Below are 12,619 nucleotides of genomic sequence, written 5' to 3' on the forward strand. Positions count from 1 at the left end.
GTTCAGCGGGGTGTTGTGGGTGGCGGGGTTGTTGGGGTTGCTGGGGGCGTTGGTGGTGGGGACGTTGATGCGAAAGCCGATACCCGCCCTGGCGCAAAACTAAAATGTGGGAGCGGGCTTGCCCGCGATTACGGTGTATCAGCCGACAACTATGTTGCCTATGCCACCGCCATCGCGGGCAAGCCCGCTCCCACATGGATCACCTGGGTCTTCAGATGTGGGTTACCAGAACCGCTGCTGGGTCAACCGGCTCCACCAGGTCAGCAATACACGGTCCACCGAGCCGCTGGCCGCCAGGCCCACGCGTTCTTGCAGGCTTTTACGCTCGGCGTAGTGCAGGTGGAACACCTCGGCCGTCTTGGCCTTGGTCGCCAGGTATTCGTCGCTGGTTTGCAGTTCATCGACCAACTGTTTGTCGAGCGCTGCAACACCCAGCCACACTTCTCCGGTCGCGACGTCATCGATTGCCAACTGCGGGCGATAGCGCGACACAAAGTTCTTGAACAACTGATGGGTGATGTCCAGGTCTTCCTGGAACTTCTCCCGCCCCTTCTCGGTGTTTTCGCCAAACACGGTGAGGGTGCGTTTGTATTCACCGGCGGTCAGCACTTCAAAGTCGATGTCGTGCTTTTTCAGCAGGCGATTGACGTTGGGCAGCTGCGCCACCACGCCAATGGAGCCGAGGATGGCAAAGGGTGCGCTGATGATCTTCTCGCCAATGCACGCCATCATGTAGCCGCCGCTGGCCGCAACCTTGTCGATGCACACGGTCAACGGCACGCCGGCCTGACGAATACGCGCCAGCTGCGACGAGGCCAGACCATAGCTGTGCACCATGCCGCCGCCGCTTTCCAGGCGCAGCACCACTTCGTCTTTCGGCGTGGCCAGGCTCAGCAGCGCGGTGATTTCATGGCGCAGGCTCTCGGTGGCCGAGGCCTTGATGTCGCCGTCAAAATCCAGCACAAATACCCGTGGCTTGGCCTCGGGTTTCTTCTTGCTGTTCTTCTTTTCGGTCTTGCTTTCGGATTTGCGCAGGGCCTTGAGCTGGTCCTTGTCGAGCAGGCTCGACTCGAGGCGCTCACGCAGGCCTTTGTAGAAATCATTGAGCTTGCTGACCTGCAATTGGCCGGCGGATTTGCGCCGCCCCTTGCTGCGCAACGCGGCGAAACTGATCAGTACCACCAGAATAGCGACCACCAGGGTGACGGTCTTCGCCAGAAAGCTAGCGTATTCGGCCAAAAAATCCATATGTCTCCTTAAAAAAGCACGGCGCCAGGCGCGGATGGCCCCAGCATACCGACGGCACCGCCTTCGGACCAGTGCTCAAACCGCCAGCAGTCGGCCTCTAACGCACTTTTAAAACAAGCGTATGTTTTTTCATTGACAGCTCCCTGCCATCCTCATAACCTCGCCAGACTTTCAACGTACCGGGAAAACGGACGTGGGCAGCATCTATCTGATTCGACATGGCCAGGCCTCCTTCGGTGCAGACGACTATGACGTCCTGTCGCCCGTCGGCGTAGAGCAAGCGCAAGTACTCGGTCGCCACCTGGCCGACCTGGGCCTGACGTTTGACCGCTGCCTGTCTGGCGACCTGCGTCGCCAGCAGCACACTGCCTCCGCCGCATTCGATCAATACCGTGCCCTCGGCCTGTCAGCCCCAGCACTGGAAATCGACCCGGCCTTCAACGAATTCGACGGCGAAGCGATCATCCGCGCCCTGCTCCCCGACCTGCTGACCACCGAGCCTCACGCCTTGGATATCCTGCGCAACGCTGCGCAAAACCGCAGTGAGTTCCAGCGCATTTTCGCCCTGATCATCGAGCGCTGGCTGGCCGGCACCTACGACCCACCCGGTCTGGAAAGCTGGCTGGGTTTCGTGGAGCGTGTGCAGGGTGGCCTGCAACGCATCCTGGAAGCCGCCGACAACACCGACAAGGTCGCCGTGTTTACTTCCGGCGGCACCATTACCGCCCTGCTCCACCTGATTACCCGAATGCCTGCCGCGCAGGCCTTCGAACTGAACTGGCAAATTGTTAACACCTCGCTCAACCAGCTTAAATTCCGTGGTCGCGAGGTGGCACTGGCTTCCTTCAACAGTCATACCCACTTGCAACTGTTGAAGGCGCCGCAGCTCATCACATTCCGATGAATTGCGGCCAACCGTGACCCCAAGGTCACTGGACTCTACCTTAAAGGATCGAAACCATGACTGACGTAGCCAAAGCTGTAGAAGCAATGAAAGCCAAATTCAACCCAGGCGCTGCCGACGGCCTGGACCTGGTGTTCGGTTTCCGTATCGACGACACCCAGAACTTCTCGCTGGTGGTCAAGAACAACACCTGCGAACTGCTGGAAGGCGAAAACCCTGACGCCCAGGTTACCCTGGTGACCGACGGCGAAACCATGGAAGGCATCGTCAGCGGCGATACCGACGGCATGCAGGCCTTCATGAGCGGCAAGCTGCGCACTGAAGGCGACATGATGCTGGCCATGAAACTGAGCGAGCTGTTCCCGGCCTGATAACGCCGCGCTCAAAAAAAATCCCGCCTTTCGGCGGGATTTTTCGTTCAGCCAGCCTCCCGGTCAGCGGGTGTTGGCGTCATCCATTTCTTCAAACGTGTCCATGTACGCAGGGTCATTACCATCGTTTTCACGAATCACACGCCCTTCATACTCGGCGGTGATTTCACCGGTATTGACGTCAAGCCCAACCACGATCACCAGCTTGTATTTGCCCACTTGCAAGTACATGTCATAGAGGTCCCGGGGTTCATCAGGCGCCATAAAAAAGCTGTAGCTGTAACGTACGCGCTTCGTTAACACGGGCCACTGTGCTTCAAACGTGCGGGAATCGAAGGATGGGAGCACATCGCTGATTCCACGCAGCGCGGCCTCGACCAGTTGGTCATTGTCCTTGGCCTTGAAGACCACCGGATGAGTGCGAGTCATCGACCGCATAGGGTTGGGAACAATATCCGTTTCAAGGCGGTACATGCCGCTGCTGAACCACTTTGTTGCATCGAAGGTGTCGTCACCTTTCTCGCATTCGCGGCAATGCATCATCAGCGGGGCCGCGGCGCTTTCTCGGGAATACAGTGAAGTCATGAACACACCGCAGGTGAGCAGCAATACCCCCAATAGGCCTGCACTGCCAACCCGCGCGATAACATTCGCCATCGTCTACATCCTTGTCTGAAGGGGCGGCGAATTTACCTGATTCAGACCTCTTGGTGGCGGGATTTTTTTGCCCGTCATTTCACAAGCGATGTAGTTTTAATGTGGGAGCTGGCTTGCCTGCGATAGCCATAGGTATCTACACAACTTTTGAAGGCAGCCAATTTCTCCTGTGGCGAGCAGGCTTGTCGAATCGTCGCACCGCCTGCGTTGGGCTGCGAAGCAGCCCCAAACCCAGTCGCTGAGTTCTTTCAGGAAAATTGCAGTGCCTTTACTGGGGCCGCTTCGCAGCCCAACGCAGGGCAAGCCTGCTCGCCACAACAGCCCACTTGCAACAGACTCCGTGTTAACCGGTTGTGTAGATACCTATGCTGCGATAGCGGTGGGTCAGCCCACCCGTGTGTGGCTGATGGCAAGCCAGCTCCCACAGAAAAGTGAATCAGTGGTGCGGCTTAGCTTTTCGGCTGCAGCAACAACGCCACCAACGCACTCCACCCCGTCTGATGCGACGCCCCCAACCCACGCCCGGTTTCGCCATGGAAATACTCATGGAACAACACCAGATCGCGACTGGCCGGGTCTGCTTCCAATTGCGCATAGCCCGCCATCGACGGGCGCAGGCCATTTTCATCGCGTAAAAACAAGCGGGTCAGGCGCTGGCTGAGGCTGTCGGCCACTTCTTCAAGGGACGCCAGATAACCACTGCCCGTCGGGTACTCCACCGAGAAGTTATCCGCGTAGTAGCGGTGAAACTCGCGCAGCGATTCGATCAGCATGTAGTTCACCGGCATCCACAGCGGCCCGCGCCAATTGGAGTTGCCGCCGTACAAACGTGAGTCGGACTCGCCGGGCTGGTAGCGCGCACACAGGGTGTCGCCGTTCATCTTCAGCGCCAGCGGCTGCTCGGCAAAGGCCTTGGATAATGAGCGCACGCCAAACGTCGACAAAAACTCCTGGTCATCGAGCATGCGCCGCAGCAGGTCCTTGGTGCGTTCGCCGCGCAGCAAGGCGAGCAACAGGCGGTTGCCCTGCCCCGGTTCGTTCCAGCGCGACACCAGCTTGGCGAGGTCAGGCCGGTGTTTCATGAAGCCCAGCAGCCGCTCACGCAAGCCTTGCAGGCCTTCGTGCTCGCGTTGCTCCAGCACCAACACGGCAAACAACGGCATCAGGCCGACGATGGAGCGCAGGCGCACCGGCTCGCTCTGGCCGTCCGGGCGGTGCAGCACATCGTAGAAGAACTGGTCCTGCTCATCCCACAAGCCTTCGGCGCTGTCGTCGACACGGTTGATCGCACCGGCGATGTACAGGAAGTGCTCGAAAAACTTCACCGCGATATCCACGTACACCCCATTGCGCTTGGCCAGTTCCAGGCCGATGCGCATCAGGTCCAGGGCATAGGCGGCGACCCACGCGGTGCCGTCGGCCTGATCCAGCTGGTAGCCGGGCGGCAAGGTGGCCGAGCGGTCGAACAAGGCGATGTTGTCCAGGCCCAAAAAGCCGCCCTGAAACAGGTTGCGGCCCTCGGCGTCCTTACGGTTGACCCACCAGGAAAAATTCAGCAGCAGCTTGTGGAAAATCCGCTCGAGGAAATCCATGTCACCCACGCCGGTCAGCGCCTTGTCCTGCTGATACACGCGCCAACTGGCCCAGGCATGCACCGGCGGGTTGGCGTCGTCGAAACGCCATTCATACGCCGGCAACTGGCCATTGGGGTGCATAAAACGGTCTTTGACCAGCAACAACAGCTGTTGCTTGGCATACCCCGGATCAATCAGCGCCATCGCTACGGCCTGGAAGCCCTGGTCCCAGGAGGCGTACCACGGGTACTCCCAGGTGTCGGGCATGGACAGGATGTCGAAGTTCGACAAGTGCCGCCAATGGGTATTGCGGATGTGCAGGCGCTCGGGCGGCGGCGCGGGTTGGGCCGGGTCGCCGTCGAGCCACTGGTTTACATCAAAGTAGTAGAGCTGCTTGGACCACAGCAACCCGGCCAGGGCCTGGCGCTGTACATTGCGCGCGTCAGCATCGGCAATGCCTTGCTGCAGGGCGGCGTAGAAGTCGTCCGCCTCCTGGCGACGCAGCTCGAACAGCTTGCGTGCATTGACCTCAGGCGCGTCCACCGGCGCAAACCGCAGGTACAGGGTTTTGCTCTGCTGGCCCGCCAGTTCGAGGCTGAAACGCGCGGCGACCTTGGTGCCCGTGTCGCGACGGATTGCCGAGTCTGCGCCGCCCACCACGTAGTCGTTGATGCCGTCCTTGAACGGCCCCTGCGCCGGTTGCCCATCGAGCTTGGGGAAGTTGCTTTCGTTTTCGCAGAACAGCCACTCCAGGCCGTCCTCGCCCCAGGCGCTGAGATGGCGATCGGTCAGCTCATGATGCCGGGCCAGCACCCGTTCACCGTCCAGGCGCAACTGCGGCTTGGGCGCGTCAAAGGTCCAGCTCCAGTCATTACGCGCCCACAGTTGCGGCAGCACCTGCACACGCGTCGGCTGGTCCGCGCGGTTGTGCACGGTGACACGCATGAAAATATCATCGGGCTGATGCTTGGCGTATTCGACCGTTACATCACAGTAGCGGTTGTCTTCGAATACGCCGGTGTCGAGCACTTCGTACTCGACATCCTCAAGCCCACGGCGGGCGTTTTCGGCGATCAGGTCGGCGTAGGGAAACGCCGCATGCGGGTATTTGTAGAGCATGCGCATATAGGCATGGCTGGGCACGCCGTCGACAAAAAAGTACAGCTCCTTGACGTCTTCGCCGTGGTTGCCCTCGGCGTTGTTGAGGCCGAACAGGCGCTCCTTGATGATGCTGTCACGCTCGTTCCACAGCGCCAGGCCCAGGCACCAGCGTTGCGCCTTGTCGCTGAAGCCGGCCAGACCGTCCTCGCCCCAACGGTAGGCGCGGCTGCGGGCGTGTTCGTGGGGGAAGTAGGCCCAGGCATCACCGTCGGCGCTGTAGTCTTCGCGCACCGTGCCCCATTGGCGTTCACTCAGATACGGGCCCCACTCGCGCCAGCGCTCGGCGTCTTCGGCGGCCAGGCGCTGGCCTTCAAGGGTTGCAAGGATGTTGGTTGCGGGCGTGGCCGTCATTGGGTCCTCCATCACTGACACAGTGGGGGCAGTGTAGAACCCATCCGTGCGCGCATGCACATGAAGTCGTGTTCGCGCGCGCAAAAAAAGAGGCCGCTGACTAGGCGGCCTCCGTTTGTGGCGGCGCGAGCTTAGAAGATCGCGTAGGTATAGTTGAAGATCAGGCGCGTCTGGTCCTGGTCCGCAGTGCCGGTGTTGTGCCCTTTGTAGGTACCGGTACGGAAGGTGGTGCCGAAACCTTTGAGCGGGCCTTGCTGCACGACGTAATCGAGGCGGAAGTCGGTTTCGTTTTCTTTCTGATCGGAGCCGCCGGCCACTTTGGACTTGATGCCCGTGCCGTCCAGGTACGCCACGGAGGCTTTCAAGCCCGGTACAAGGGCCTTGAAGTCGTAGGAGTACTGGCCAAAATTGACCTGCTCGCCCGCACGGGAGAACTGGCCCACCACGGCGTCGGTGAACAGGTAGAAGTCGCTGCCGCCCGCACCTTGTGCGTTTGGATCAGCGATGCTGCCCTGGTTGACCCAGACGAAGCCGCCGTCATCGCTCACACCGATGTGACCGAGCATCAGGCTGCTGCCACCCAACTGGTAAGTGAACGCGGCGCTGTAGGTTTTGTTGTCCACTTCACCGGCGTGCTTGGCGTAGCCGCCGTTGTTGTTGAACTGGTAGCCGGCGTCACCGTTTTTGCCGTCGCTGGTGCTGTCGAAGTAACGCAGGTCAGTCTTGAACGATTGGTCATTGCCCAATGGCAGCACGTGAACCAGGCCGAAGTAGTTCTGTTTGTAGAAGTCCTGCAGGTCGGCGTAGTAGTACTGCAACGTCAGGTTTTTAGCGATGGCGTTGTCGGACGAGCCAAACGGTTTGTAGTCCACACCGCCGAACTTGAAGCTGTCGCTGTCGCGGGTACCGCCGGCAACGCTCAAGCCCGTGGAGTTGCTGGAAGCACGGCCTTCGGCACGGTTGAGCTCACCACCGGTGAAGGTCACGTTAGGGATGTCGTTGGAGGTCAGGATGCCGCCGTCGAAGGTCTGCGGCGCCACACGGCTGTCGTTGGAAACCAGAATAGGCAACACCGGGGCCAAACCGCCACCGACGTGCAACTCGGTCTGGGAAATACGGAATTTCACGTTACCCGCAGCGCGACTGAAACTGTCGGCGGGTTCAGTGCCGTTGTTTTTGGTCGGGAAGAAGCTGTTACCGTTACCCGCCAGGCCCGGGCCTGCGGCGTGGCCGTCGCCACCGTCCAGACGCAAGGCGCCGAACGCCATTACGTCAAAACCGACGCCAAGGGTGCCTTGGGTGTAGCCGGATTTGTAGTCAAAACGCAGCAAGGTCGCGGCTTCGCGCAGATCGTTGTTGGTGCCCGAACGGTTGTCGGCGCTGTAGTACATGGTCCGCGAACTGACAGCCGCATGGCTGTCTTCAAGGAAACCGCTGTGCCCCGTGCCCGTGCCCAGAGAACCGAGCCCGAGGTCATCAGCGCACGCTTGTTGCGCGAGCAACGCTGCGGTGATGGATAACGCCAGTGTAGAAATTTTCATGTGTAACGGCCCCTAAACATTTTTTTATGTGCGTTGTGTGCAAACGGCGTTTTCATCCCTACAAACGTAACGATTGTTTCATGAGGACCGGGGCGCGCCTCGTGAAGAATTAGTTAGGAAAGTACCCGTGAAAATGAAATTTTCCTGGCGCCGATTTTTGTCATATTCATGTCATTTCATTCATTTGCAGAATGAAGTCCTGAGGATTCTTCGTTTGCCAGCCCCCTTAAAGCCCAACAGAATCCAGAGAAAGGCCGCACCCTCACCACCGTGTTCAGGAATTTTTCTATGCCAAGTGCCGCGTATGTCAGCCCCGACGAGATTCGCAAAGACTTTTCCAGGGCCATGTCCGACATGTACCGAGATGAAGTTCCGCTTTATGGCGCGCTGATGGAGCTGGTGGCCGAGACCAACACGCGGGTTTTGGACAGTGATTCCGGCCTGGCCAAACAACTGCAGCGCACCGGTGAAATGGAGCGCCTGGCCATGGAACGCCACGGCGCCATCCGCCTGGGCACCGCCCATGAGCTGGCCACCATCGGCCGTCTGTTTGCGGTGATGGGCATGCAGCCGGTGGGCTATTACGACCTCACACCCGCCGGTGTGCCGGTGCATTCCACCGCCTTTCGCGCCGTGCATGAACAGGCGCTGCAGGCCAGCCCGTTCCGCGTCTTTACGTCCTTGCTACGCCTGGAGCTGATCGAAAACCTCGAGCTGCGCGCCTTCGCCGAAAGCGCCCTGGCCAAACGCTCGATTTTCACCCCTGGCGCCTTGGCGCTGATCGAGCAAGCCGAACGCGACGGTGGCCTTAACGCGGCGGATGCCCAAGCGTTTATCCGCGAGGCTTTGGAAACCTTTCGCTGGCACCACACCGCCACCGTGACCGGCGCCCAATACCAGCAATTGAGCGACCAGCATCGCCTGATCGCCGACGTGGTGGCGTTCAAAGGTCCGCATATCAACCACCTGACGCCACGTACCCTGGATATCGACCAGGTGCAGGCCGCGATGCCCGGCAAAGGCATCACGCCCAAAGCTGTGATCGAAGGTCCGCCACGTCGCCAGTGCCCGATCCTGCTGCGCCAGACCAGTTTCAAGGCGCTCGACGAACCCATCGCGTTTACCGACGCAAAAGGCAGCCACAGCGCGCGTTTCGGCGAAATAGAACAACGGGGTGTGGCGTTGACGCCAAAGGGTCGCGCCCTGTACGACCAGTTGCTGAACGCAGCGCGCGACGAACTGGGCGCCTTCCCGAATGAGGGCAACGCTGCACGTTACGTCGAATTGATGGCGCAACACTTCCAGGCCTTCCCCGATAACCACGCGCAGATGCGTGAACAGGAACTGGCGTATTTCCGCTACTTCGTGACCGAGCAAGGCTTGGCGGCACGCGGCCAGGCCGGTCAGCCGCAAACGTTGGAGGCCTTGATGGCGGCCGGGCACGTGGCGGTGGAGCCTTTGGTGTATGAGGATTTTCTGCCGGTGAGTGCGGCGGGGATTTTCCAGTCGAACCTGGGCGATGCGGCGCAAAGTCACTACACAGCCCATTCGAACCAGGCTCAATTCGAGCAGGCGCTGGGCCGCCGGACGATTGATGAATTGAAGCTGTATGCCGAGACGCAGCAGCGCTCCATGGATGAATGCATCCAGGCGCTGCGTGCATGAAATAGGATGCCCGCCCGGCTCAGCAGCGCAATCCTTGCGCCGCAACAGTCCCCAGAGCCGGGTGGACGGCCGGCATCATAAGCAGTGAAACGCCGGCTGTCGCTCAGACAATTCTGAACAAATATGTCCGCGTCCTGTAGGACGTTTTATTGCAGCAAGTCCCTGATCTCGTCTTTAACCAACAGGCGTTTATCCTTCAGCTTCTTCAACGCCTCATCACTACCGGATGCCTTTTCGGCGCTCACCACCAGCTCATCGACGGTGTTGTACTTATCAAACAGCGCGTTCAAATGGGGATTTTTCGCCCGACGCCCGTCGACCTCTTCCTTGCTCAAACCCAAATCCTGATACAGGTCGTGTTTCACTGGCATGGAGTACCTCCGCAAGTTGATCAATGGCCTACGCCTTGAAACTAGCCCATTCCAAGGGGTCTTGTCATGTCTTGGGTCAAGGCGGTCCCGTTCGTCGTAATGCGCATGATGGGATCAAACCTTTGCCGTGCCCTGCCCTCCACTGTAGATCGCCACCCGAGGGAGAACGGTTTCATGACTCACGCTGCCACTGCTGTCGACACCCAATGCATCAACACCATTCGCACCCTGGCCATGGATGCCGTGCAAAAGGCCAACTCCGGCCACCCCGGCACGCCCATGGGCCTGGCACCGGTGGGCTACACGCTGTGGAGCCGCTTCCTGCGTTACCACCCCGAACATCCGGATTGGCCTAACCGCGACCGCTTTGTCTTGTCGGTGGGGCACGCCTCGATGCTGTTGTATTCGCTGCTGCACCTGGCCGGTGTGGTTGAGATTGATGCCCACGGCAAGCGCTCCGGCCAGCCGGCGATCAGCCTGGACGACATCAAGCAGTTCCGGCAGATGAGTTCCAAGACCCCCGGCCACCCCGAGTACCGCATGACCACCGGCGTGGAAACCACCACCGGCCCGCTGGGTCAGGGCTGCGCCAACAGCGTCGGGATGGCCATGGCCGAACGCTGGCTGGGCAAACGCTTTAACCGCGACGGCCAGGTGCTGTTCGACTACAACGTCTACACCCTGTGCGGTGATGGCGACATGATGGAAGGCATCAGCAGCGAAGCGGCGTCGATGGCCGGGCACTTAAAGCTCGATAACCTGTGCTGGATCTACGACAACAACACCATCAGCATCGAAGGCCACACCGAGCTGGCGTTCAGCGAAGACGTGATCAAGCGCTTCCAGGCCTATGGCTGGCACACCTTGCACGTCACCGATGCCAACGACCTGCAAGCCCTGAGCGCAGCGCTGGAAACCTTCCAGGCCAACACCGGCGCGCCAACCCTGATTGTGGTCGACAGCGTGATCGGCTACGGCTCACCGCACAAACACAACACCGCCGCCGCCCATGGCGAGCCATTGGGCGAGGAAGAAATCCGCCTGACCAAGGCGGCCTATGGCTGGCCGCAGGATTCCAGCTTCCTGGTGCCCGACGACACCCGCACGGTGCTGCGCGATGCGCTGCTGGAACGCAGCCAGCCGCTGTATGAAACCTGGCAGCAACACCTGGCGCAGCTGGAGCAGTACGAACCGGAACTGGCCGATGAATTGCGCCGCATGCGCGCCGGCGAAATGCCGGAGCATTGGCAGGACGAACTGCCCCACTTCGACACCGACGCCAAGGGCATCGCCAGCCGCGCCGCCGGCGGCGAGGTGCTGAATGCCTTCGCACAACAAATCCCCTGGTTGCTGGGCGGCTCGGCGGACTTGTCGCCATCAACCAAGACCAACCTCACCTTCGACGGCGCCGGGCGTTTCAGTGCCGATGACTACAGCGGGCGCAACCTGCACTTCGGCATCCGCGAGCACGCCATGGGCGCGATTGCCAATGGCATGGCGCTGTCCTACCTGCGGCCGTACACCTCGACCTTCCTGGTGTTCAGCGACTACATGAAACCGCCGATCCGCCTGGCGGCAATCATGGAATTGCCAGTGGTGTTTGTGTTTACCCATGACTCGATTGGCGTGGGTGAAGACGGCCCGACGCACCAGCCCGTCGAGCACCTGACACAACTGCGCGCCACGCCGGGGTTGCTCACCTTGCGCCCCGGCGATGCCAACGAGACGTTGGAGCTGTGGAAGGTGGCCCTGGCACAAACCCATCGGCCGAGCTGCGTGGTGTTGTCGCGCCAGGCGTTGCCGACCTTGGATCGCACAAAATATGCGGCGGCGTCCGGGGCGGCCAAAGGCGCTTATGTGTTGGCGGGTGCCGATAAGCCTGAGGTGCTGCTGTTGGCGACCGGCAGTGAAGTGAGCCTTGTGGTGGCGGCTTATGAGCAGTTGCAAGCTGAAGGCATTGCCGCTCAGGTCGTGTCGATGCCCAGTTGGGAATTGTTTGAGGACCAGGATCAGGCGTATCGCGACAGTGTCTTGCCGCCCGCGGTAAAAGCCCGTGTGGTAGTGGAACAGGCAGGCCCGCTGGGTTGGGACCGCTACGTTGGGCAGACTGGCGCCAAGGTGGTGATGAACAGTTTTGGCGCGTCGGCGCCGTTGGCCAAGTTGCAGGAGAAGTTTGGGTTTACGGTGGAGAATGTGGTGAAGCAGGCCAAGGAGCAGATTCGACTGACTGGGCGTTGAGGGGGCATATCCGTTATTTAGGTAACGGCGGCGTATGGTTCCGCTCTTACAGCGGGTCACTTTTGCAAGGACCGGAATGCCGGCCCAGTCAAAAGTAACCAAAAGGTCCTCGCCCCAACACTCGGTGCCTCGCTGTGGCTCGGCATGCCCGCAATCCGCCAGTGATTTGGGGGGGCGATTTCAGATCAAGATCAAAAGCGCAGATCAAAAGACCGCTGACTTCGTCATCGAAAAGAATGTAAGAGCCGGAGCAACAGCAACAGCAGAGCCATACTCGGTCAAAGGTGGGAGCTGGCTTGCCTGCGATGGCATCAACTCTGTGTGCCTGATATACCGAGGTGTCTGCATCGCAGGCAAGCCAGCTCCCACAGAAAAGCAGCTCTTCAGTGCATGCAAATCCGCAGTCGATCTCATATTCAAAACTGCATGCGCTCCCACATTTAGACCCCGCGGCATCAGGTAGATAGGCTTTTGCCTTGCACTTGATCTGGCTCTTGCTTCAACCACTCAGGTCGGCTTTCAGGCCGCCGTGCTGTAG

General features: G+C 60.1%; 9 protein-coding genes. 4 read left to right on the forward strand and 5 right to left on the reverse strand.

Going from position 1 to position 12,619, the window contains the following annotated elements; all coding sequences use genetic code 11:
• Positions 1 to 222: 222 nt before the first annotated feature.
• Complete coding sequence (gene sohB, locus AOA62_RS06960; RefSeq protein WP_017135929.1) at positions 223 to 1,248, reverse strand: protease SohB; 1,026 nt, start codon at positions 1,246 to 1,248, stop codon at positions 223 to 225.
• Positions 1,249 to 1,441: 193 nt separating this feature from the next.
• On the opposite strand from sohB, the gene AOA62_RS06965 reads away from it, so the two are divergent.
• Together AOA62_RS06965 and AOA62_RS06970 are read left to right on the forward strand one after the other, a co-directional pair.
• The gene (locus AOA62_RS06965; protein ID WP_099548209.1) at positions 1,442 to 2,152 is read left to right on the forward strand and encodes a histidine phosphatase family protein; all 711 of its coding nucleotides are present in this window, start codon (positions 1,442 to 1,444) and stop codon (positions 2,150 to 2,152) included.
• Between the two features lie 56 nt (positions 2,153 to 2,208).
• Positions 2,209 to 2,523 (forward strand): SCP2 sterol-binding domain-containing protein, encoded by a 315-nt coding sequence (locus AOA62_RS06970; protein ID WP_099548211.1) that lies wholly within the window; start codon positions 2,209 to 2,211, stop codon positions 2,521 to 2,523.
• A gap of 63 nt (positions 2,524 to 2,586) precedes the next feature.
• On the opposite strand, the gene AOA62_RS06975 is transcribed toward AOA62_RS06970, so the two are convergent.
• From AOA62_RS06975 to AOA62_RS06985, 3 genes are all read right to left on the reverse strand, one after another.
• Positions 2,587 to 3,180, reverse strand: coding sequence for a hypothetical protein (locus tag AOA62_RS06975; protein WP_099548213.1), 594 nt, complete (start codon positions 3,178 to 3,180; stop codon positions 2,587 to 2,589).
• A 449-nt stretch (positions 3,181 to 3,629) separates the two neighbouring features.
• Positions 3,630 to 6,266: a glucosidase gene (locus AOA62_RS06980; protein ID WP_099548214.1), complete on the reverse strand. Its 2,637-nt coding sequence runs from the start codon at positions 6,264 to 6,266 to the stop codon at positions 3,630 to 3,632.
• Positions 6,267 to 6,397: 131 nt separating this feature from the next.
• A complete protein-coding gene (locus tag AOA62_RS06985; RefSeq protein ID WP_099548217.1) occupies positions 6,398 to 7,807 on the reverse strand; it encodes an OprD family outer membrane porin in 1,410 nt (469 codons plus the stop codon).
• A gap of 288 nt (positions 7,808 to 8,095) precedes the next feature.
• Between AOA62_RS06985 and AOA62_RS06990 the strand changes: the two genes are divergently transcribed.
• Positions 8,096 to 9,472 carry a VOC family protein gene (locus tag AOA62_RS06990; protein WP_099548219.1) on the forward strand — a complete coding sequence of 459 codons (1,377 nt, stop codon included), beginning with the start codon at positions 8,096 to 8,098 and terminating at the stop codon, positions 9,470 to 9,472.
• Positions 9,473 to 9,618: 146 nt separating this feature from the next.
• On the opposite strand, the gene AOA62_RS06995 is transcribed toward AOA62_RS06990, so the two are convergent.
• Positions 9,619 to 9,843 (reverse strand): DUF465 domain-containing protein, encoded by a 225-nt coding sequence (locus AOA62_RS06995; RefSeq protein WP_017135936.1) that lies wholly within the window; start codon positions 9,841 to 9,843, stop codon positions 9,619 to 9,621.
• A gap of 174 nt (positions 9,844 to 10,017) precedes the next feature.
• On the opposite strand from AOA62_RS06995, the gene tkt reads away from it, so the two are divergent.
• Complete coding sequence (tkt, locus tag AOA62_RS07000) at positions 10,018 to 12,081, forward strand: transketolase (RefSeq protein WP_099548221.1); 2,064 nt, start codon at positions 10,018 to 10,020, stop codon at positions 12,079 to 12,081.
• Positions 12,082 to 12,619 lie beyond the last annotated feature (538 nt).

The organism is Pseudomonas sp. 2995-3 (assembly GCF_002742565.1).
Classification (GTDB): domain Bacteria; phylum Pseudomonadota; class Gammaproteobacteria; order Pseudomonadales; family Pseudomonadaceae; genus Aquipseudomonas; species Aquipseudomonas edaphica.

What these genes read in the sequence shown, in the direction of transcription:
- sohB (WP_017135929.1), bottom strand. Translation starts at nt 1,248, where the DNA reads ATGGATTTTTTGGCCGAATACGCTAGCTTTCTGGCGAAGACCGTCACC.
- AOA62_RS06970 (WP_099548211.1), top strand. Translation starts at nt 2,209, where the DNA reads ATGACTGACGTAGCCAAAGCTGTAGAAGCAATGAAAGCCAAATTCAAC.
- AOA62_RS06975 (WP_099548213.1), bottom strand. Translation starts at nt 3,180, where the DNA reads ATGGCGAATGTTATCGCGCGGGTTGGCAGTGCAGGCCTATTGGGGGTA.
- AOA62_RS06980 (WP_099548214.1), bottom strand. Translation starts at nt 6,266, where the DNA reads ATGACGGCCACGCCCGCAACCAACATCCTTGCAACCCTTGAAGGCCAG.
- AOA62_RS06985 (WP_099548217.1), bottom strand. Translation starts at nt 7,807, where the DNA reads ATGAAAATTTCTACACTGGCGTTATCCATCACCGCAGCGTTGCTCGCG.
- AOA62_RS06990 (WP_099548219.1), top strand. Translation starts at nt 8,096, where the DNA reads ATGCCAAGTGCCGCGTATGTCAGCCCCGACGAGATTCGCAAAGACTTT.
- AOA62_RS06995 (WP_017135936.1), bottom strand. Translation starts at nt 9,843, where the DNA reads ATGCCAGTGAAACACGACCTGTATCAGGATTTGGGTTTGAGCAAGGAA.
- tkt (WP_099548221.1), top strand. Translation starts at nt 10,018, where the DNA reads ATGACTCACGCTGCCACTGCTGTCGACACCCAATGCATCAACACCATT.